The organism is Rhizobium sp. AN80A, assembly GCF_030053015.1.
Lineage (GTDB): Bacteria > Pseudomonadota > Alphaproteobacteria > Rhizobiales > Rhizobiaceae > Rhizobium > Rhizobium metallidurans.
This window is the reverse complement of record NZ_JASJPX010000001.1, coordinates 231,706-253,027: the sequence shown is the minus strand read 5'-3', so window position 1 is coordinate 253,027 and position 21,322 is coordinate 231,706. Positions and strand designations below refer to the sequence as shown.

At 59.1% G+C, this 21,322-nt stretch carries 19 protein-coding genes and 1 pseudogene; 3 read left to right on the top strand and 17 right to left on the bottom strand.

Features of this window, described 5'->3' with window-relative positions; translation table 11 throughout:
• Positions 1-3 precede the first annotated feature (3 nt).
• The 9 genes from P3R82_RS01190 to P3R82_RS01150 form a co-directional block, all read right to left on the bottom strand.
• Complete coding sequence (locus tag P3R82_RS01190) at positions 4-909, bottom strand: dihydrodipicolinate synthase family protein (RefSeq protein ID WP_283192676.1); 906 nt, start codon at positions 907-909, stop codon at positions 4-6.
• A gap of 70 nt (positions 910-979) precedes the next feature.
• Complete coding sequence (locus tag P3R82_RS01185) at positions 980-1,756, bottom strand: ABC transporter substrate-binding protein (RefSeq protein WP_283192675.1); 777 nt, start codon at positions 1,754-1,756, stop codon at positions 980-982.
• A gap of 260 nt (positions 1,757-2,016) precedes the next feature.
• Positions 2,017-3,438, bottom strand: coding sequence for an FAD-binding oxidoreductase (locus P3R82_RS01180; protein ID WP_283192674.1), 1,422 nt, complete (start codon positions 3,436-3,438; stop codon positions 2,017-2,019).
• A 94-nt stretch (positions 3,439-3,532) separates the two neighbouring features.
• Positions 3,533-4,429: a dihydrodipicolinate synthase family protein gene (locus P3R82_RS01175; protein WP_283192673.1), complete on the bottom strand. Its 897-nt coding sequence runs from the start codon at positions 4,427-4,429 to the stop codon at positions 3,533-3,535.
• Between the two features lie 71 nt (positions 4,430-4,500).
• Positions 4,501-5,595, bottom strand: coding sequence for an ABC transporter ATP-binding protein (locus P3R82_RS01170; RefSeq protein ID WP_283192672.1), 1,095 nt, complete (start codon positions 5,593-5,595; stop codon positions 4,501-4,503).
• 69 nt (positions 5,596-5,664) lie between these two features.
• Entirely contained in the window at positions 5,665-6,477 is an 813-nt protein-coding gene (locus P3R82_RS01165) for an ABC transporter permease (protein WP_283192671.1), read from the bottom strand.
• Complete coding sequence (locus P3R82_RS01160) at positions 6,477-7,304, bottom strand: ABC transporter permease (protein WP_210279705.1); 828 nt, start codon at positions 7,302-7,304, stop codon at positions 6,477-6,479. The genes P3R82_RS01165 and P3R82_RS01160 overlap by 1 nt, the downstream gene beginning before the upstream one ends.
• A gap of 45 nt (positions 7,305-7,349) precedes the next feature.
• Entirely contained in the window at positions 7,350-8,393 is a 1,044-nt protein-coding gene (locus P3R82_RS01155) for an ABC transporter substrate-binding protein (RefSeq protein ID WP_283192670.1), read from the bottom strand.
• Between the two features lie 515 nt (positions 8,394-8,908).
• The gene (locus tag P3R82_RS01150) at positions 8,909-9,778 is read right to left on the bottom strand and encodes a LysR family transcriptional regulator (RefSeq protein ID WP_283192669.1); all 870 of its coding nucleotides are present in this window, start codon (positions 9,776-9,778) and stop codon (positions 8,909-8,911) included.
• 92 nt (positions 9,779-9,870) lie between these two features.
• Here P3R82_RS01150 and P3R82_RS01145 point away from each other — a divergent pair.
• Together P3R82_RS01145 and P3R82_RS01140 are read left to right on the top strand one after the other, a co-directional pair.
• Positions 9,871-10,995: pseudogene (locus P3R82_RS01145) on the top strand (pyridoxal phosphate-dependent aminotransferase); the annotation flags it as partial.
• 100 nt (positions 10,996-11,095) lie between these two features.
• Entirely contained in the window at positions 11,096-11,530 is a 435-nt protein-coding gene (locus P3R82_RS01140; RefSeq protein ID WP_349294038.1) for a RidA family protein, read from the top strand.
• 66 nt (positions 11,531-11,596) lie between these two features.
• On the opposite strand, the gene purU is transcribed toward P3R82_RS01140, so the two are convergent.
• The 6 genes from purU to P3R82_RS01110 form a co-directional block, all read right to left on the bottom strand.
• Positions 11,597-12,481 carry a formyltetrahydrofolate deformylase gene (gene purU, locus P3R82_RS01135; RefSeq protein ID WP_183901656.1) on the bottom strand — a complete coding sequence of 295 codons (885 nt, stop codon included), beginning with the start codon at positions 12,479-12,481 and terminating at the stop codon, positions 11,597-11,599.
• A 55-nt stretch (positions 12,482-12,536) separates the two neighbouring features.
• Positions 12,537-13,427 (bottom strand): bifunctional methylenetetrahydrofolate dehydrogenase/methenyltetrahydrofolate cyclohydrolase FolD, encoded by an 891-nt coding sequence (gene folD, locus P3R82_RS01130; RefSeq protein ID WP_283192668.1) that lies wholly within the window; start codon positions 13,425-13,427, stop codon positions 12,537-12,539.
• A 110-nt stretch (positions 13,428-13,537) separates the two neighbouring features.
• Positions 13,538-14,209: a hypothetical protein gene (locus tag P3R82_RS01125; protein ID WP_283192667.1), complete on the bottom strand. Its 672-nt coding sequence runs from the start codon at positions 14,207-14,209 to the stop codon at positions 13,538-13,540.
• Between the two features lies 1 nt (position 14,210).
• Positions 14,211-17,105 carry a 2Fe-2S iron-sulfur cluster-binding protein gene (locus P3R82_RS01120; protein ID WP_283192666.1) on the bottom strand — a complete coding sequence of 965 codons (2,895 nt, stop codon included), beginning with the start codon at positions 17,103-17,105 and terminating at the stop codon, positions 14,211-14,213.
• A gap of 1 nt (position 17,106) precedes the next feature.
• Positions 17,107-17,358, bottom strand: coding sequence for a sarcosine oxidase subunit delta (locus P3R82_RS01115; protein ID WP_183901652.1), 252 nt, complete (start codon positions 17,356-17,358; stop codon positions 17,107-17,109).
• 10 nt (positions 17,359-17,368) lie between these two features.
• Complete coding sequence (locus P3R82_RS01110; RefSeq protein ID WP_283192665.1) at positions 17,369-18,610, bottom strand: FAD-dependent oxidoreductase; 1,242 nt, start codon at positions 18,608-18,610, stop codon at positions 17,369-17,371.
• Positions 18,611-18,739: 129 nt separating this feature from the next.
• On the opposite strand from P3R82_RS01110, the gene P3R82_RS01105 reads away from it, so the two are divergent.
• Positions 18,740-19,633 (top strand): LysR family transcriptional regulator, encoded by an 894-nt coding sequence (locus tag P3R82_RS01105; protein WP_283192664.1) that lies wholly within the window; start codon positions 18,740-18,742, stop codon positions 19,631-19,633.
• Here the strand turns inward: P3R82_RS01105 and P3R82_RS01100 are convergent.
• Both P3R82_RS01100 and P3R82_RS01095 read right to left on the bottom strand, forming a co-directional pair.
• Positions 19,601-20,434, bottom strand: coding sequence for a GntR family transcriptional regulator (locus P3R82_RS01100; RefSeq protein ID WP_283192663.1), 834 nt, complete (start codon positions 20,432-20,434; stop codon positions 19,601-19,603). The two genes, P3R82_RS01105 and P3R82_RS01100, sit on opposite strands and share 33 nt — an antisense overlap.
• A 17-nt stretch (positions 20,435-20,451) precedes the next feature.
• Positions 20,452-21,276, bottom strand: coding sequence for an SDR family NAD(P)-dependent oxidoreductase (locus P3R82_RS01095; protein WP_283192662.1), 825 nt, complete (start codon positions 21,274-21,276; stop codon positions 20,452-20,454).
• Between the last annotated feature and the right edge of the window lie 46 nt (positions 21,277-21,322).

Sequence of the window (21,322 nt, the reverse complement as noted above, 5' to 3'; positions counted from 1 at the left end):
TCCTTATGCCGCCAGCGGAAGAGACGTGACGCCGGAAGCCTCCAGCACGACCTTCAGGCGCTCGCGAAGTTCGACAGGAGATGGCGCAAGCGGTTCACGCGGATTGCCGAGCGACAGGCCACGGATTTCCGAACCGGCCTTGGCAAGCGCCACGTAACCGTTGAGCAGCATGAAGTTCAGGATCGGCCACAGCCTATCCCAAACCTTCAGTGCCGCATTCCAGTCCTTGTCGACGGAAATACGGTCGTAGAGTTCGACGCAAAGTTCGGGAATGAAGGTCGATGCCCCGATGATCGAGCCGGGCGCGCCATGCGCAAGCACGGCAAGAAGCGCCGGATCGGACCCAGCCAGAACGGTGGGTGCGTCAGGGTTGGAGAGCATGCGCATCGTACGGGTGAAATTCTGCGGGCTGTCCTTGATATGGGATACGAGGCCGTCGCGCTTCAGCGTCACCATCTGGTCTTCGGTGATGTCGAGACGGGTGATCGAGGGGGTGTCGTAATAGATGATCGGGCCGCCGGAAATCTTGACGATCTTGTCGAGAAAGTGCTGCACATCCGTGAATTTCAAGCTATCGAAGTAAGGCGTAACCACCAGCATCTGATCGACGCCGACCTTGCGGGCATGCTCTGCAAGGTCCAGCGCATCGCGGACATTGTTGGACCCGACATGCGCGACCACGTCCATCTTGTCGCCGGACGCTTCGACGGCAATCTCGTAAAGGCGCTTGCGCTCTGCGACCGTCAGAGACGGATGCTCGCCAGTCGAGCCGCTTGCGACGACGGCATGGATGCCGGCATCGCGCTGCGAGCGGATCAACCGGCCATAGGCGGCTTCGTCGATCGCCACGCCGTCCTTGGTGAACGGCGTGAGAACGGCGCTGATAATACCCTTGAGTTCGCTTTTCATGAACCAAACCTTTCTTGCTGGAACGAGCGGGCCGATGACCCGCCGTCATCGGCCGATCTGTGATGTCGGATTACTTGAGCGCGGCGCTTTCGATGCCCCATTGCTTCAAGACCGCGTCATAGGAACCGTCGGCCTTCATCGCGGTCAGGGCATCGGCGACCAGTTTCGCCAAGGCCTTGTTGTTCGTCTGGAAGCCGATGCCGAGCTTTGTCGGGCTGATGCCTGTCGCAACCTTCTTCAGGCTGTCGTTCTTGCTCATGTAATAGGAAATGAGGCTATCGGTGGCGATGAAGCCTTCGACGCTGTCATTCTCAAGCGCACGGATGGCGACGGGCTGGGTGTCGAAAGCCTGGATCGTAACGGCGGGCTTGCCGGCTGCTTCGCATTTCGAGCTGGCTTCCTGCAGCACCTTCAGCGAGCCCGATCCCTGCAGCACGCTGACCGAACGGCCGCAAAGCCCCTCCAGTCCCTCGATATCTGCCGTCTTCTTGGTGACGACAGTCTGGCTTGCCTGGATGTAAGGCACCATCGCAATGGCCTGTTCACGCTCGGGCGTGATGTACATAGCGGCGCATACCATGTCGAAACGGTCCGCCTGGAGAGCCGGGATAAGACCCTTGAAATCGAGGCTGATGAATTCGGCGTTCGACCCCAGCTGCTTGGCGATGGCGCCGCAGAGCGCGACATCAACGCCGGTCGGCTTCTGGTTATCATCGTAGAAGCCCCAGGGCATCTGGGTCAGCGAGGTTCCGATCCTCAGGCTTTTCGGTGCTTCCTGCGCGTAAGCTGCTCCCGTCAGAGAGGCAGTCATAAGGATGGAGGTGGCGATGACATCAAGCATTTTCATGGCATTCCCCGTTTCTGATTATTTCAGTATCCTATTTGTATACTTAAAAACTTGTCAACTGACTTCCTGGCGCGAATTGAAGAAATTTCATTCGACAACTGCTGTAATTGACTGATCTTCGGGCCTTTCGCGGACGGCCGAACCCTGCTCCGCCTGACGACAGGCGAAGATGCATGATGCTGAACTCGTGATCGGTCGGATGATGTGAGGCGGATCACGCCGCCTGTCGCATCCGGCAGCCCTGCCTCAGGCGGGCGGCGTCATTCCGGCAGTATTCGACCCGGATTCATGATGTTGTGAGGATCGAACAGCGACTTCACCCCCTTCATCATTTCCAGTTCGATTTCGGATTTGTAGGTCTTCATTTCCGCCACGTGCAGCGCCCCGATCCCGTGTTCGGCGCTGAACGTACCGTTCATGCCTGCGGCAATGTCGTAGATGACCTTGTAGACGTCTTTGCGCATCTTCGATTGATCGGGAATGGCAGCCCAGCGGGACTTTTCGAAGATCACGTTGTAGTGCAGGTTGCCGTCGCCGACATGGCCGACAATCGCTATGTCGGCCTGCGGGAAAGCGTCGTCGACCTTCGCCTTGGCGATCTGAATGAAGCGCGGAATATCGCCGATCGGCACGGCGACGTCATGCGACATGCCCATGCCGTATTTCTTGTGAGACTCGGTGACCGAGTGCCGAAGTTTCCAGATCGCCGCTCGCTGCGCCTCGTTGGCGGAGATCAGCACATCTGTGATATGGCCGTCCTCCATCGCTCCGCCGAGAACATCCTGGAGGCGGTCGGCAATATCGCCCTGCCCGTCGGAAACGATATCCACCAGCAGGAACCAGCCGACATTCTGATCGTAGGGAATGCTCAGATCCGGCATCATCGCCTTCACGATGCGGACCTCGCTGCCGGAAATCAGCTCCATGGCGATGATCGATGTGTCAAATGTCTTCCGCAGCGGTTCCGTGAAGGCTGTCAGGTTGGCAATATCCTCGAACGAGATCAGCGCCGAAGTCAGATGGGGAAGGCTCGGGAAGATCTTCAGAGAAACCTTCGTGATGATGCCCAACGATCCTTCCGCACCAATGAACAGATGCTTGAGGTCGTAGCCCGTATTGTTCTTGCGAAGCGTCCGCATGCCGTCCCATATGCGGCCGTCCGGCAGCACGACTTCCATGCCGAGCACGAGATCGCGGGTATTGCCGTAGCGCAGGACGCTGGTGCCGCCGGCATTGGTCGAAACATTGCCGCCGATCTGGCAGCTTCCTTCTGCCCCGAGGCTGAGCGGGAAGAACTTGTCGACCTTGACGGCGGCCTCCTGAATGTCGGCAAGAATGCAGCCTGCCTCGGCGGTGATCGATGCATCGAGCGGATCGACCGATAGGATGCGGTTCATCCGCAACAGCGAAAGAACGATTGAACGGCCCGACGCATCCGGCACGGCACCAAGGCACGTGCTCGTATTACCGCCTTGCGGAAAGACCGCGATCTTGTGGTGAAAGCAGATGGAAAGGACGTCGGAGACCTCCTGCGTGCTGGCAGGCAGAGCGACACACAGTGTCTTGCCGCGCGCGCGTCCCCAGAAGTCTTCGAGGAACCCCTCGGCGTCGGCTCCGGTCCTGATATTCTTCGCACCCAACCGTGCTTCGATTTCGGCGACGATCTGCTTGTCGATGTCCATGTTTCACTTCCAGTTGGCAATCTGCCGGGCACACGTCTTGTCGAATATGGGCGGCTTGCGAGCGACGGCAGCCGATAGCCACCGTCCCCCAGTATTAAAGAGACGCTTCCAGCGCCTGCATTTCCGGAAGCATCTTGACCAGTTGCGCTTCCGTTTCCGCGCTCGCGCTCAGAAGCGGCAGCATGGCTTCGCCGCAGGGCCTGCCGAGTATGCGTAGCGCAGCCTTGAGCGGGATCGGATTGTGTTCGGAAAAGATGAGCTTCAGGAACGGCCTGATCCTGGAGTGCAGTTCCAGCGCCTCCTTGGTCCTGTTTTCCTGACCAAGTTCGGTAATCCTGTTCCAGACCTTGGGGATGATGCATGACGAGGCGAAGAGGCCACCCTTGGCGCCGGCTGCCAGATGCAACGGATAGACGTCCTCGTCACCGGAGAGGATCGCAATCTTGTCACCCGCCGCCTCAAGGACGCGCATCTGCAGGCCGGCATCGGCATTGCATGCCTTCATCGCGACGATGCGGGTGGTTTCGCCCAGAGCTTGGACCGTTTCCGCCGTGAGGGAGACCCCCGTGCGGTAGGGGAATTCGTAGAGGACGAGGTCCGTATCGAGCGTGTCGGAAATCGCCTTGAAATAGTCGATCACGCCCTGTTGGGTCGGACGAACGTAGAAGGGCGTGGTGACGAGAAGGCCGTCGGCGCCGGCATCGAGGATTCGCTTGCCGGAATCGAAGACTTCACCGAGACCCGGCGCGATCAGACCGGCAATCGTCGGGATGGCGCCATCGGCTGCCTCGACGGTCGCGCGAACCATGTCGACCTTTTGCTGTTCGCTCAGCGAGATATATTCGCCGGTACCGCCGATCGGCGCGAGGCCGGTGGCACCATTTGCCAGGAGGTAGCGTGCAAGCTCCTTGACGGAAGAAACGTCAACGTTTCCGTCCCTAATCGGGGTCGGTGTCGCCGTGACGATGCCGGAAAGATTGCTGATATCCATGATATGTCTCCAAAATTCCAATTATCGTCACGAGAGCGATGTGCGGGCGCGCTGGTGCGCCCTCAACCCCATTAGGCTTCATCCTGCAGAACGACGAGATCCTCTGCGTCCCAGCACAATTCGATTGCGTCGCCGACCTTGTAACGGCTCTGCAGCGGCAGGGAGGTGAGCTTCAGCTTGAGGACCGTGCGGTCCGGCAGCTCCACCGCAAGCGTCGTCATGCTGCCGATAAAGGTTACGCCCTCGACGCGCCCGGCGACCGTCTGCACGGTCGCGGACGAAGCCGCTTCGCCGGCAGCGACGGTTCTGATACGTTCAGGGCGCAGCATCACCTGACAGGACTGGCCAGCGGCAACCTTGGCATTCGACGACAGGGTAAGCGCGTAGCCGGTAGAGAGCTTCAGCCGTCCGCCGGCCTCCACAGTTCCGGTTAGCAGATTGGACTCACCGATGAACTGGGCTGCGAACTTGTTGACCGGACGAAAATAGAGGTCGTCGGGCGTGCCCAGCTGCACGATGCCGCCATGGTTCATGAGACAAATACGATCGGACATGTTCAGGGCTTCTTCCTGATCATGCGTTACGTAGATGAAGGTCGTGCCGATCTCGCGATGCAGCGTCTTGATTTCGTCCTGCATCTGCTCGCGCAGGTTCTTGTCGAGTGCGCCGAGCGGCTCGTCCATCATGATGATCGATGGCGAGTAGACGATGCAGCGGGCGATACCGACACGCTGCTGCTGGCCACCCGATAGTTGCTTTGGCTTGCGATGTTCGAAACCGGCAAGGCCGACACGTTTCAGGGCGTCCGTTACCTTGTCCTTGATCTCGGCCTTGGAAACTCCGCGCACCTTGAGGGGATAGGCGACGTTTTCGAAGGCTGTCATATGCGGCATGAGCGCATAGTTCTGGAACACCATGCCGATGCCGCGCTTGCGCGGCGGCGCATTGGTAATATCCACCCCATTGAGGAGAATCTTTCCGGTAGTCGAGGCAAAAGCGCCCGAAATCATATTGAGAAGCGTGCTCTTGCCGGAACCAGACGGGCCGAGAAGAGTGAGAAATTCGCCCTTCTTGACCTGGAGCGTCGTGGCGTGCAGGGCGAGAAACGTGCCGAATTCCTTCGAAACCCCCTGCAATTCAATCATATTCTGTTCGGTATCGGTCATGGTTTCTTCCTTGGCGCGGAAAGAGCCTCGGCTCTGGCGCAAATCTGTTTGTTCGGTCGATGGCCTGCCTCACGCTGCAACGTCGGCTTTCTTCTGAAGCATCACATTGACCAGGCAGACGACGAGCGAGATGGCCGTAAGAATGGTCGATACGGCCGCGATCACCGGTGAAATCTCCCACTGGATCGCGCTGAACATCTTGACCGAGAGCGTGGTCGTGCTGGGCCCGGCCAGGAACCACGAAATGACGACTTCGTCGAACGAGACGAGGAAGGCGAACAGCGCTCCCGCCCCGATCGAAGGATAAAGCTGCGGCAGAACCACCGTCATCATCATCCGGAAACGGCCCGCTCCCATCAGCATCGCGCCGAACTCCAGGTTCGGGTCGAGCTTCTGCACCCCTGCACTGATGATCACCAGCGCATAGGGAAGCACGAACATGGTGTGAGCGACGACGAGTCCTGCCGTGGTTCCAGTCAGCCTGAGATAGGAGAAATAGAGATAGACGCCGAGCGCAAAGACCACTGATGGAATGACCAGCGGGCTCATGATCAGTCCGATCAGCAACTTCTTGCCGAAAAAGCTGAAACGAACAATCGCATAGGCGGCAGGCACGGCGATGATTGTCGAGATGATGGTCGTCATGAAAGCGACCCGCAGGCTGAGGAACAGCGGCTGCATCCAGGAAGCGCTGGAGAAGAAGATGCGATAGAGATCGAGAGAATATTGCCGCGGCGGAAAGTTGAGTTCGTACTGCGAACCGAACGAGACCGGGATGACGATGATGCTCGGTGCGAGCAGGAAGATGTAGACGCAGACGGCGAGAGCCGTGCCGATCCAGCGGTAGGTGACCTTTCGACGATCGTTGATATGACCAGCCATCAGTGCCCTCCCTGCTGTTTGCTGCGCAGAAGCGTTGCGGGCACCGCAAAAATGGCGACCAGCGCGAATAGGATCACGCCCACCGCAGAAGCGATGTTCCAGTCCAGAACCTCGCGGGTGTAGAAATCGACGAGATTCGCGAGCATCAGATCCTGCTTACCGCCCATTAGTGCCGGCACGATGAAGAAGCCGAGCGACATGACTGCCGCGCTGAGAGCGCCGGCGAGAACACCGGGAACACTGAGCGGAAGCGTGACGGTCAGGAAGATGCGGGCAGGTTTCGCACCCATGATCTCGGCCGCGCGATAAAGTGCCGGGTCGATCGCCAGAAGACTGGCAAGAACCGGAAACACCACGAGCGGCGTCAGATAATTGGTCATGCCGACCATGACCCCGACGCGGTTAAAGATCAGCGGCAGGGCCACATCGATACCCGTCGCCCAGGACAGAAAGCCGTTGATGATGCCTTCACGGCCGAGGATAATCGTAAAGGCGTAGCTCTTCACGAGGATGCTGGTCCAGAACGGCAGCAGGACCAGAACCATCAGCGCGGCTCGCCGCCGCGCCGACTGCCGCGCCAGATGAAGTGCGACGACATAACCCAGGACCACGCTGATAAGACTTGCGAGGAGAGACACCTCCATCGTCGTCCGCATCGCGCGCAGGAACAGATTGCTTTCGACAATGCTGGCGAAGGCCTCCGCGGATGTTCCACCCGCCGTGCTGTTGTAGAAAATGAAGATGAGTGGGACCAGGGCTACCAGCAGCGAAAGAATCGCTGCTGGAGCAATGAAAGGTCCGGCACCCTTGGATGCGATGACTGTCACGGAAATGTCCTCTAGGCTTCAACCAACGATATGAAATCGTGACTGTTAACCGAGCAGCCATTCCTTGAAGCGGCGTTCCGTCGCCTCAAGCTTCGTCGACCACCATTCGTCGTTGATATAGGCGTTGTTCTTGTTGTCGAGTTTCGGCAGCCATCCAAGCGATTCCGGCTTCAGCAGCGAATAGGCCTTGCGGCTGATCGGAGCCCCGCCCTTCGCTTCCATGCAAGACGCCTGATATTCCGGTTTCATCGCGAAAGAGAGGAACTTGAACGCATTTTCCTTGTTCGGTGCTCCCTTCAGAACGGCAAGGTATTCCACGCCGTTGAGGTTCTGGTCGAAGGAGAAGCCGAGCTTCACGCCCTGGTCACGGTTGCTTGCCTGGATGCGGTTCGCATAGGTGAAGCTGAAATCCGCTTCCTTGGTCTGTAGCAGCGTCACCGTCTGGGGAGTGGCTTCAACCCACTTGGCGACGTGCGGCTTGATCTTCTCGAGCACCTTGAATGCACGGTCGATATCGAGCGGATAAAGATCGGCCGGCGCGACGCCATCGCCGAGAAGGGCGATTTCAAGCGTCTCCATCGCACGCGTTCTCAGCGTGCGGCGGCCGGGAAAGGCCTCTGCATTGAAATAGTCAGCGAAGGTATTGGGATGCTTGCCGTCCGGAAAACGAGCCGGGTCGAAGGCGATACCACCTGCAAAAGTAAAGAAGGGCACAAGCACTTCCTTGGATGGCAGGGTCAGGTCGGCTTCGTCGAAGAGGCCGGAGGGAAGCTTTTCCCAATAGCCGTTGGCAGCGCCACTGGCGCCCATCGAACCGGGCGCATCAAAAACGTCCCACTGTACGTTACCGGTCATGACCTGAGCCTTGACCTTGGCCATGTCGGGCGTATCGAGAACCGTCACGTTGATGCCGGTTTCCTTCATGAACGGCTTGACCAGGCCGTCCTCCATACCCTGGCGATAATTCCCACCCCAGGTAACAAGAACCAGTTCCTTGGTAGCCGCGTAGCTGGTGCTGACGTAGGGCGCGGCTAGCACGCCAACCGTTGCGAGACCCGCCTTGGCTAAAAAGTTACGACGATTGATCATGGGCAGATTCATGCGACGACGAGTCATTGTGTTCCCCTTTTTCTCTATCGTTGAATGTATTCGCTACTGGCAGCGTTGACGATTTTCACCGCTGCGATTGGATCGCTTGCAAACCCTTTCAATACGGGTGCAGCCCTTGGCTAAAGGCGCACCTCGGCATTCACAGCGCCGCTCACGCCGCGCCGCTTTCAACTTCACTTCCGTCGCCGAATCTCCCTGGCAGGCGGATTTATGGTCGGATGCAGTCCACAGTCTTTGATGACGCACCACTCGATTTCAGTGGAGGAGGTGCAAGGCAGCTTGTTGGTTTCAGTCGCCATTCAGAATACTTTACGTATACCGAAACCGCTGTCAATGGCCATCGTGAGCAAATCCTTTTTTTTACGGCAATCATGTTTCAGAGGCTGAAAGGCGCGACGGCAGCGTGATCTGCGCGCAATTTTTCCCAATGATCATAATTAGTTGGAAAAGCTCCGAAGCAGGCGCGCAGGAAAGAAGCGCTTAGCAAGCCTCGTTCAAACCTTCGAAATCGCTTCACACGCCTCCACAAAAGCGCGAATGGCGGCGATGCGCGGACCGGAATTGGCCCAGAGCACCCCCATATTGCGAAGCTCGCCATCCTCCATCCGATGTTTCTGCAGTCGAAGACCTTCGGGCCATGGTGGAGCCCAATCGGGAACCAGGGCGACGCCCAGACCGCGATCGACGAGTGCCGCGATGGCATCCAACGCGTCGAGCTCTGCCCATTCCCTTACAGTGATGGAATGACGGCGCAGATACCGGTCGACGATCTGGCCTCCCCATTGATTGCGGTCATAGCGAATGAACGGCTGCTCTGTGAGCACCAGACGGAAATCGTTGACTTCGAGATCAGCGGGCGCGAGCAGGAGCAAAGGTTCCTGCCGGATGGTGGACCAGCCAAAAGCCTTTGGAATCGGAAATTGCGGCTCGATCAGAATAGCCGCATCCAGTTCGCCCGACAGGACCGCATGGTAGAGGTTCACGGATGAACCAGGCTGCAGGAAATACTCGATCTGCTGAAAGCGTTCGCTGAGGTTGGCCGTAATCTGTGGAATGAGGCCGGTCATCGCAGTCGCGGTCGCACCAAGCCGAAGTTGACCGCTCGGAAGATCTCCGGCCGCGATTGCACTCAGGTCTCTTGCCGCGCGCACGAGAGCCGGCCCGTGGCGCTGCACGGCAAGACCGGCAGCCGTCGGACGGACCGTGCGCCCAACCCGTGAGACCAGTTCCTGACCAAGCTCGGCCTCCAGCGCCCTTATGCGCTGCGCCACAGCAGCCGATGTCATATTGAGGCGTCGTGCAGCCTCTGCGACGGAGCCACATTCTGCGACGATCAGGAAACTCTCCAGAAACTTCGTATCCATAAGATATATTTTCTATCTTTTGAAGAAACTAGCAAGCATATTTTATTGCTTTAAAACCCGGCTATCATTGCTTCAACGTGGCCTTCGGGCCGATGAAGGGAGTTTCAATGACTATTCAAGCTAAGTTCGAACGCATGGGCACAGATGCTGCGCCTGGTCAGGAAGTCCGCCAGCAGGCGGGAGATATCCAGGCGCTCCTGCGCGGAGAAAAGATCGAGGGCCGCCCCGTGGACTTTTCCCACGGCGACGTTGACGCGTTTACGCCGACACCCGGCTCCTTCGAGGTTTTCAGCGCGGGCGTGGAAGCAGGCGGCAAGCAGGCCTACACGGAATATCGTGGTGATATTTCGATCCGCGAACAGCTCGCCCCAAGCATTGCAGCCTTTACCGGCGCGCCCGTCGACGCAGCTGACGGCATGATCTTGACCCCCGGTACGCAGGGAGCGCTTTTCCTGGCCGTCGCGTCCACCGTCGCGCATGGCGATAAGGTCGCAGTGGTTCAGCCCGACTATTTCGCCAACCGCAAGCTGGTCGAATTCTGTGAAGGGCAGATGCTGCCCATCCAGATGGATTATCAGAATGTCGAGGGCCGCGCCGGCCTCGAGCTCGGTCAACTGGAAGACGCCTTCAAGTCGGGCGCGAAAGTTTTCCTGTTCTCCAACCCGAACAATCCGGCAGGCGTGGTTTATTCGCGCGAAGAGATCAAGACGATCGCCGCCTTGGCCAGCCGCTACGGTGCGACCGTCATCGTCGACCAGCTTTATTCGCGCCTGCTCTATTCCGGTGTGGACTACGCACATCTGCGTGCGGAAGCGATCGATGCCGAGAATGTCATCACCATCATGGGACCGTCCAAGACCGAGTCGCTGAGCGGCTATCGCCTTGGCGTCGCCTTCGGTTCGAAAGCAATCGTCACCCGGATGGAAAAGCTGCAGGCGATCGTATCGTTGCGCGCCGGCGGATACAGTCAGGCCGTGTTCCGCACATGGTTCAACGAGCCGGCGGGGTGGATGGATCAGCGTGTACGTGAACATGAAGCCATCCGCGACGACCTCCTGAAGGTGTTCCGCTCCAGCGAAGGCGTGAGGGTCCGCACCACGGAAGCCGGCAGCTACATCTTCCCGCAGCTGCCAAAGCTGTCCGTCAGCGGCAAGGATTTCGTTCGCATCCTGAGGCTTCAGGCAAGCGTGATCGTGACGCCCGGCACCGAGTTCAGCCCCTATTGCGACAGCAGCGTGCGCCTGAACTTCTCGCAGGACCATGTAGCGGCAGTGGCGCGGCAGAGCGCCTCATTACGCTCGCCGACCGATATCGCGCATGAACCCGGACCAGTCCGGAAATGGCAAGCCGATCCCGCAGGGGCTTTACGTCCCTGCGATTCGTCGTGGAGACATGATCTTCACGGCAGGAATGACTCCGCGCCGGAATGGCGTTCTGCAATTCACGGGCATCCTTCCCGCCTCGGCCGATCCGGCGCAGCATGGCGACGCGGTCATCCTCTCCTGCGGCAACGCTCTGTCGGCGGCACAGTCTCAACTTGGTGCCGACGAACGGCTTTCCGCGATCCTCAGCCTCACGGTCTATATCGCTGCCGAGCCGGGCTTTACGGCCCACTCGAAACTTGCCGACTACGCCTCGCAGTTCCTGAAAGATCAACTCGGCGACATCGCCATCGGATGCCGCGCCGCAATCGGCGTGGCCACCCTGCCGGGCAATGCGCCGGTCGAAATCCAGCTGGTCGCCTGCGTATAAGCATATGAAAAAGCCCTGCCCGCCATTTCTCAAGAATGGCGGGCAGGGCTTTTTGCGTTCCTGTTTTCAGCCCATGCGTTCCGAGGCGAACGAACCCGGTGACGCCGGGAAGACGATCGTGCGGTTTCCGTTGAGGAATACACGGCGATGGATATGAGCATGGATCGCCCGCGCCAGAACCTGGCTCTCCACATCGCGACCGAGCGAAACGTAGTCGTTCGGGCTTTGCGCGTGCGTCACGCGGATCGTGTCCTGCTCGATGATCGGACCTTCGTCGAGATCCGCCGTCACGTAATGCGAGGTGGCGCCGATCAGCTTCACGCCGCGCTCATAAGCCTGCTTGTAGGGGTTCGCACCCTTGAAACTTGGCAGGAAGGAGTGGTGAATGTTGATGATACGCCCCGACATCCTGCGGCACATCTCATCCGACAGAACCTGCATGTAACGTGCAAGCACCACCAGATCGGCATTCGTTTCATCGATGATGGCCAGCTGACGCGCTTCCGACTCCGCCTTGTTGGCCTTTGTCACGTTGATGTAGTGGAAGGGAATGTCATGGTTCACCACGACCTTCTGGTATTCCATGTGATTGGAGATGACGGCAACGATCTCGATCGGCAGCGCGCCGATCCGCCAGCGATAGAGCAGGTCGTTGAGGCAATGGCCGAAGCGCGAGACCATGATGACGACCTTCATCTTCTCGGTCTCGTCATGGAATGAATAGGTCATGCCGAATGCCTTAGCCGGATCAGCGAAACCCTCGCGCAGTGTAGCAAGGTCGGTTCCAGTCTCGGAGCGAAAACTGATCCGCATGAAGAAATTGCCGGTCTCGCTGTCGTCGAACTGCGAACTGTCGGTGATGTTGCAGCCTTTCTCGGCAAGGTAGGTGGTGATTGCCGCAACGATGCCCCGCGTCGAGGGGCAGGTCACTGTCAAGTAGAACTGGTTCATGGAAGCTCCTGGAGGATGGGCGGACGTCAGCCGGTTCGGCTGGCGGATGTTTCAATCAGGCCGTGAGGCTGGATGGTTCGGAAAGGCCTTTTGCGCGGCAGCACGCCGTCAGCGTATTTGCCAAGAGGCAGGCGATGGTCATGGGGCCGACACCGCCGGGCACGGGTGTTATGGCACCGGCCATATCGGCGGCACTGTCGAAATGCACGTCGCCCACCAGTTTTGTCTTACCGTCGCGTTCGATGCGGTTGATGCCGACGTCTATCACGGTCGCGCCTGGTCTGATCCAGTCACCCGTCACGATTTCCGGCCGCCCGACGGCGACGATAACAATATCCGCGGATCGCACGATGCTTTCGAGATCGCGACTGCGGCTATGGGCGATGGTCACGGTACAGTTGTCGCGCAGTAGAAGCTGCGCCATCGGCTTGCCAACGATATTGGAGCGGCCGAGCACGACCGCGTTCAGCCCATCCAGCTTGCCGTGATGATGGCGAAGCAGCATCAGGCAACCGAGCGGTGTGCAAGGCACCATAGCCTTCTGTCCTGTCCCCAGCAAACCGACATTCGAGATGTGGAACCCATCGACATCCTTGGCGGGATCGATCGCATTTAGGATCTTGTTGCTCTCTATGTGCGACGGCAGGGGGAGCTGAACGAGTATTCCGTGAACGGACGGGTCGGCATTGAGCCTGTCGATCAGGCCAAGCAACTCGGCTTCGGACGTGGCGGCATCCAGCTTGTGCTCGAAACTCGCCATGCCGCATTCGCGCGTCTGCTTGCCTTTGTTGCGGACATAGACTTCGGACGCCGGATCTTCGCCGACGAGCACGACTGCCAGACCTGGCGTGACGCCATGATCCGACCGGAGTTGCGCAACATGCCGGGCCACGTCCTGGCGGACGGTTTCAGCAAAGGCCCTTCCATCGATCTTCGTCGCGACCATGCGCATTCAATCCTTTACTGGCCCTCATCGGAACACGCGTCATCGTACGCGGGTCTGAACACCACGCAGAAAGCGATCCGTGTTGGCTTGTGGTTTTAGAAATTCCGCACTCAGGCGACAGCGCGCAACGCCGCCAGCTGAAAGCCCGCATCCAGTTCCTGCGCGGTTTCGGTCAGGACATCCAGAGCGAATTTCGCCGAGGCGATGTCGAGAAAGATATCGTAGGAAACTGCGCCGAAACGATCTTCGCGGGCAACGACGACATCCAGATGCAATGCGCGCGTCTGTGCGATCTCGTTGACCTTCAGGGTGTTCGGCCCGAGATCCGCCATCGAACTGCGGCGCATCAGCACCGGTGCGTCGGGACCGGAGACGACGAACCAGGCCCAACCTTCCTCGCGATAGGCATCGTAACCTTTCGCGGGAAGCGTGCTCTCGTTCCATGCCGAACGCAGTTCGCGCAGCCGCTGTCCATCGTCACCGACAGGAGCGGTCAGCAGAACTTCCTGCTGACCGAGACGCATGACCGTCGTCCCGCAGGGCGAAATCGCGGATGTGTTGACCGCTGGCGGCACAGCCAGTCCCTGCGCCGCGACCCAGTCGATGGTTCCCGGCCCGCGAACGCCGAAACGTTCTGTCGGCGTGCATTCGATAACGACATTCTCGGCGCCTGTCGGCACGGTCGCGCGGCGGGTAAGGCGCGCACCGAGAAGATCGTTGCGCAGAGCAAGGTCGGGCTGCGATGCCGTCGCGGCAGTATTGATATGTCCAGTCGTGCTCATCTCACATCTCCTGCCGCTTGCTTTCCGGATCGTAGAATGGAACCTTCACCACCTTGGCCGAGATATCCTGACCGCCGAAGCTCTTGATGCTGAGGCTTGATCCCGGCTGGACATCGCGCGGATCGGCATAAGCGAGGCCTACCCATTTTCCGAGCGTCGGCGAATAACAGGCCGAAGTCACGAAGCCAGCAGGACGGCCATCGCGGAAGACGAGGTTGGATTCGGCCAGATGCTTGCCATCGTCACCCGAGATTTCGAAACCACACAGCTTGCGCGTGGTTTCAAGCTTCGCGCGCGCCTCCACGCCGGCTTTACCAACATATCGGGCCTTGGTCTTGGAAATGGCCCATTCCATCGAGAGCTCTTCCGGTGTCGAAAGCGCATCCGTATCCTGGCCGATGATGATATGGCCCTTTTCGAGACGCAGAATACGCGAGGCTTCCAGGCCGTAGGGACGCAGACCGTGAGGAGCGCCCACTTCGAGCAGCTTGCGCCAGAGGGCGGCACCGTAGGACTGCGGTACGTGTAGTTCGTAGCTGAGCTCGCCGGTGAAGCCGATACGCATGATGCGAACGGGGCATCCGCCGATGACGCCGACGCGACCGTTGAGATAGGGAAATCCTTCCGCCGAAAGATCGATATCGCCGCCGAGTGCTTCCAGAACCTGACGAGCGGCAGGGCCGGTGACATTGATCGCGGCGAAAGCGGCGGTGATATTCTGGATATCGACCTGCATGCCCCATTTGGCATTGAGGAACATCATCTCGCTAAAGACGCGCGCGACGGCGCCGGTCGTGGCCGTGACGTAGAATTCGTTCTCGGAGATGCGGAACGCGACGCCGTCATCGATCACGGATCCCATGTCGTTCAACATCAGGCAGTAACGCACGCGGCCTATCGGCTGCTTGGCATGTGCCATCGTATAGATGCGATCGAGAAAAGCAGCGGCATCCGGGCCCCGGATCGCGAGCTTGCCAAGCGTCGAAACGTCCAGCATGCCGACCTTGTTGCGCACAAGCGCGACTTCGTCCGCGATCGCACGGCTGACGTCGCCCTTGCCGGCATAGTGGAACGGACGCCACCATGCGCCGACCGGCGTCAGTTTCGCACCGCTTTCGACATGCTCGTCATGAATGGCCGTATGGCGATAGAGAACATGGTTCGGACCGGCAAGAAGGCCCAGCTTTTCCGGACCATAAGGCGGACGCGAGGTCGTGATACCGACCTGGCCGACGCTGCGGGCTGTCGAGCCGGCGACGATGCGGGCCGTTGCGAGCGCCGAATGCCGGCCCTGCGATGGACCCATGCCGACCGTCGAATAGCGCTTGACCAGTTCAAGCTCGCTATAGCCGTCGGCGACCGCGTTCTTGATGTCCTTGACCTGCAGGTCCTCGTCGAAATCGACGAAATCCCGACCCTTCGGATGTGCGGAAAGCTCCTGCGCATAGTTCATTTCCGGTGCGTCGAGATCCTCGATCGCCATGGGGACGACCACGTCATGGCCAAGCGCCCTTGCTGCCGCCGAACCGGCGATCTCGCCGCTGCGCAATACGGATTTCAGCGAGAAGACGCCGGCGACCGAACCTGCCAGATGGAAGTCCTGAGGCAGATTGCTGACGGTGAATTGACGGCTTGCGTCGTCATAACCAAGCTTCGCTCCCGCATTCAGCGGCAACTGGTAGCCAGGCGTATACCCGGTCGCGACAACCAGGTGATCGCAGGCAAGCGTCTTTTCGCCATGCTGTCGCGTGCTGAAAGTGACGGCGCGGATCCGGCGATTGCCACTCGTGCCGACAGCCGCGATCACGCTTGCGTCGCGGATGACCTGCACGCCTTTCTGGGCAAGCAACTGCGCCAGCGCTTCGCATGCCGCGCCACCTGTGGGCGTCAGCACGGCGGCAATCTTCACGCCGGCCTCGACGAGATCCAACGCCGTCAGATAGCCGTCGCGATTGCCGGCGAAAACGACGGCCTGCTTGCCAGGACGAACCGCATAATGACGCAGAAGACGCTGCGCCGCGGATGAAAGAATGACACCGGGCAAGTCGTTGTTGTGAAATACCAATGGCTGTTCGTGCGATCCGGAAGCAACGACAACCTGCTTGGCACGGACGCGGTAGAGCCGGTTTTCCCGAAGCACGGGAATGAAGTTGTCGGCGAACCAGCCGTTGCATGTCGCACCGGTCATGATCTGGATGTTCGGCAGATCCGCGGCCTGCTTGCGAAGCGCCTGCAGCACGGTGTTGGCTTCGTCCGTCTCGACATCGAAGCGCGCGTAGGTCAGCGCGCCACCCGTTTCGGGGTTGAGATCGACCACCAGCACCTGCGAACCGGCCTCGGCAGCCTTGACGGCGGCCGACAGACCGGCCGGGCCAGCGCCGACGACGAGCACGTCCACATGCATGTTTTCACGGATATAGTGGCCATGTCCGGCCTTGATATCGACCTTGCCGAGACCCGCGGATTTGCGGATGATCGGCTCCCAGAACTTCAGCCAGCTCTTCTGGCCTGGGCCGAAAAACGTGCGGTAATAAAAGCCGACCGGCATGAAGCGGCCAAACTTGTCGAGGATGGCGTTGCGATCGTTCTCTGCGGTGCCGCTGACATTCTGGGCTGTTACTGCAAGATCATCGGAAATGGCGCGCAGATCGGCGCGGACGTTCGGTTCGTCGGGCAACTGCACCAGCGTATTGGCGTCCTGGCCTGCCATGGTCAAAATGCCACGCGGACGGTGATATTTGAAAGAACGAGACAGGATCCAGCGATCGGCGCCCGCCATGGCGGATGCGATACTGTCGCCGGAAAAGCCTTCGACAGTACGGCCATCGAAGCTGAAACTGATCTTGCGGGTGCGATCGATGCGCGAACCCCAGGGGGATGGAAGCCGTTCGGTCATGTCAGGCGGGCTTTCGATTGGGAAGATAGGTAGCAATGATCTGGTCGGTGACCGTGTGGCGCTCTGCAATAAGGATCGTATTGGACGGCGTATGCCGCCACCATTCCTTGAGCACGCCCAGCGGGTTTTCCGCATAGAAAAGCGACTCGATCAGCTGATCGGGATTTTCCGCATCGGCGGCACGCACGGGGCCGAGATACTGAAATTCGGTGATGTTGCGAGGACCGTTCACCGGGCAGGTCAGGATTTTCATGAGAGCCTCGTCAATGGCTGGCAGCAGTCGCGCCCATCTCGTTGAGGAGGGCGAAATTTTCGAAACGGCGCATGTCGAAGGGTTTCAGAATGTCAGGCACGCGACCGGTGGCGATGGTTTCAGCCATGCGTTTTCCGGCAACCGGCGTCGCTTTGAACCCCCAGGTTCCCCAGCCGCAATCGAGCCAGTAGTTCGCAAGTGGAGACGCGCCCATGATCGGGCTGTAATCGGGCGTCATGTCGGTGATACCGGCCCATTGGCGCAGCAGCTTGACCTTGTGCAGGAATGGGAAGAGGTGCAGCGCGCCTTCTGCAAGATGCTCCTTCTGGTCGAGCGTCGAGCGGGTCGACGCAAGCTGGTACGGATCGGATCCGCCACCGATGACGATTTCGCCGCGCGAAGACTGGACCAGATAGGTGTGCAGGTTGGCGGAAGAGACCAGCGTGTGCAGGAAGGGCTTGAGAGGTTGTGTGACCATGGCCTGTAGCGGGAAGCAACGGATCGGCAGCTTGATGCCGGCCAATTCAGCAACCTGACCATTGAGGCCGCCAACAGCCTGCAGCACATGGCCGGCCGCGATCGTGCCTCGATTGGTCTTGATCTCGGTGACGCGGTCGCCGGCCTTGCCGAAGCCCAGAACCTCCGTGCGCTGATGGATCTCGACGCCGCGAGCCGCAGCATGCTTCGCATAACCCCAGGCAACCGCATCGTGACGGGCGGTGGCACCATCGGCATGCCAAAGGCCACCCAGGATTTCGTGCTGGCCGCCGATATCGAGATTGAGGTCAGGGCACAATTCGCGAACGGTCTGAACGTCGACCACCTCGATCTTCGTTCCCATATACTTGCCCATCTCGGCCCGCAGATGGAAGCTGCGCAGCGTCGCTTCGGAATGAGCAAGCGTCAGCTGGCCGCGCTGCGAGAACATGATGTTGAAACCAAGATCCTGAGACATGGTCTCGTAGAGCTCGACGCCTTCCTTGTAGAAGCGAACCGATTCCGGCGTCATGTAGTTTGAACGGATGGTCGTCGTGTTGCGCGCCGTATTGCCGCCCGCGAGATAACCCTTTTCGAGCACTGCGACATTTGTGATGCCATGGACATTCGAAAGGTAATAGGCCGCAGCCAATCCGTGTCCGCCGCCCCCAATGATGACCACGTCATAGGCGCGCTTCAGATCCGGCGTCTTCGGAATATCGCCGTACGGAACGTGCCGGGAGCGAAGAGCATATTTCAACAGGGAGAAAGGCATTGTTTTCCTGTGCCTTGATGTGGCTTTGATGAAAGACAGAATGCCTTCTGGCCAAAGAGAAACAAGAAATCGTTCTTTACCCAGTGACCCCGTTTTTGTAATGCATGGGAAACTCAAACGGGATCAGCGATGCGCAATCTTCCCCATCTGGACTACTTGCAGGCCTTTGAAGCTGCGGCGAGACATCTGAGCTTCACGCGGGCGGCCGAAGAGCTGAATTGCACACAAGCAGCAATCAGCCAGCGCGTTCGCGCGCTTGAGCGATTTTTTGCGCGCCCGCTCTTCCATAGGCGCAGCAATGGGCTGGAATTGACCGAAGTCGGTGCGGCCTATCTGCCGGGTGTCGCGGAAGCGCTCGACCGGGCTGAAATGGCGACACAGGGCCTTCTGGGCGCGCGAACCCATACAAGCATCACAGTGTCGGCTCCGTTGAGTTTTGTCGCCCTTTGGCTTGCCCGCAATCTGCACGGCTTTTCGTCCGCCCATCCCCAGCTTGAAGTACGCTTGAACAGCACGATCTGGACGGATCCGAACGTCGAACTGGCGGACCTGAGCATATTGGCACTGAGCGTTGCGAACCCGCCACCGGGATCGGTCCGTCTGGGCAGCGAGCGCCTCATGCTCTTGTCCGATCCTCAGACGGCATCACGCGCTGGCAAGAGACCGACGATAGAGTGGGCGCATTCCGCCCGCCTCATTCATGTCCAAGGTCGCATGCAACTGCTGGATCTCTGGGCACAGAAGGAAAAGCTTGATCTTGCACCTCAAGAAGCCCCGATCAAGGTCGACAATGCGGCGACTGCGCTGGAAATCTGCGCAAGCGGCGGCGGGATCACGGCGGCAATGTCGTCCTATACAACCGCCTATCTGGCATCCGGGCGGCTGGTTGCACCTTTTGGCGCAGGCGAGATCCTGCCTGTGGCGCTTCACATAGTCCCCAATCAGCAGCGGCGCCTGACGCGGGCAGCTGCGGCGTTTATCGAGTGGCTGTCAGGGCAGGTTCCATTCGCTGGAGAGATTTAGATCATCGCCGAGGACCGGTGAGCTGGCGAAAAGGATACGCTTGATCCGCTGTTTCGTCAGTTTGTGATGAAGAGTGGCGTATTCATCTGCCTTGTCCGCATCCTGTGCAACGATCGCATCGAAAATGAGATCGTGCTGACGCACGGTCTCATCGAGATGTTTGCGGATGTCATTTTCGTCGTCATTGGTATTTCCGGCAAAACAGGCGCGCGCAATTCGGATCGAGCCGATCAGCGTCTGTTCGTAGAAGGCGGCGAAATGCCTGTTGTCAGCGGCATTGGCAATTGCCATGTGGAAGGTGAAGTTCGTTTCCGAACGGCCAACACCCTCGCCAGACGCAACCTCCTTCTTGAACATGTCCATCTGCTCGGAGATTTTTCTCAAGTCTTCCTCGGTGCGGTTCTGCGCCGCCAACCGATGGATTACCCGGCTGGCGACGAGCAATGCATCATAGAGTTTCGGAAGATCGTCGAAGTCAAGCGGCGCCACTTTGGCCGAACGTCCCTCGCGCACGACAAGGCCGTCGGCGATGAGCTGGATGATGGCTTCGCGGACCGGCGTGCGCGATACGGAAAGAGATTCGGCCAGCGCCGCTTCGTCGAGACTGCGACCGGGACGAAGTTCCAACCGTAAGATGGCCTCGCGCAGTTCTCTTGCTACTTTCCACGCATCTCTTTCGCTCATATTTCCGCCTTCAAATAGACTGACAAAGCAATGCCTTATCGCAAAAGTGGTATTACAAAGAATTTTACAAGGCAAGCAACCGGCTGCATGACGCCACACCCGGCTGAGAAGGTGCAATTTCTGCGATAGATTGCTTAGCGTATAAGTACGCCGGACGCCATGAAGCCGCCATCTATGTTGAGGATGTGCCCATTGATATACGCAGCCTCCGGCGACGCCAGGAACTGGATGGCCGCAGCCACTTCCTCCGGCTTGGCATAACGCTTGGCGGGGATCTGGGCATCCCATATTGCCCGGTCCTTAGGACCGTGAACCTGGAGGATCATCGGCGTATCGACCGGTGTCGGCGCAACCGCATTGGCCGTGACGCCCTTGTCGCCGAGTTCTGCAGCCAGAAGGCGCGTCAGCATGTCGACCGCTCCCTTGCTGCAGGAATATGCACCGCGCCCGGTATTCGCGATCTGGCCGTTTACCGAACTGACGGTTATGATGCGCCCTGCACCTTTCGCCACCATCTGCCTTCCGGCAAATTGGCAGCAATTGAAAGTGCCGGTAAGGTTGACGGAAAGAATGCGCTCCCAGTCCTGCGGATCGAAATCGAGGATCAGTCCGGTCTTGACGATGGCGGCGCTGGTCACCAGAACATCCGTACCCCCGATCGCAGCGATGTCGTTGAAAGCGGCTTCGACAGCATCACGATCGGCGACATCGACAGCGACCCCGGTGACGTCGCCGGCTTCCGAAAGGCGTGCCATGGCCTTGCCCAGAACCTCCCGAGACCGGTCCATCACGATCACCTTTGCCCCGGAACGCGCAAAGACATGGGCTGTCGATTCACCGATACCGCCGGCGCCACCGGTTACCACCACTATCTTGCCACTGAAGTCATACATGCAATCACATCCCGATACAGAGAGTCCTTCCGTATACAAAATGGATACCGCAAGCTTGTCAAGCACCGCTTTGCACGCTATTTCCCGCGCTCACGCAGCCTAACGACCGGAT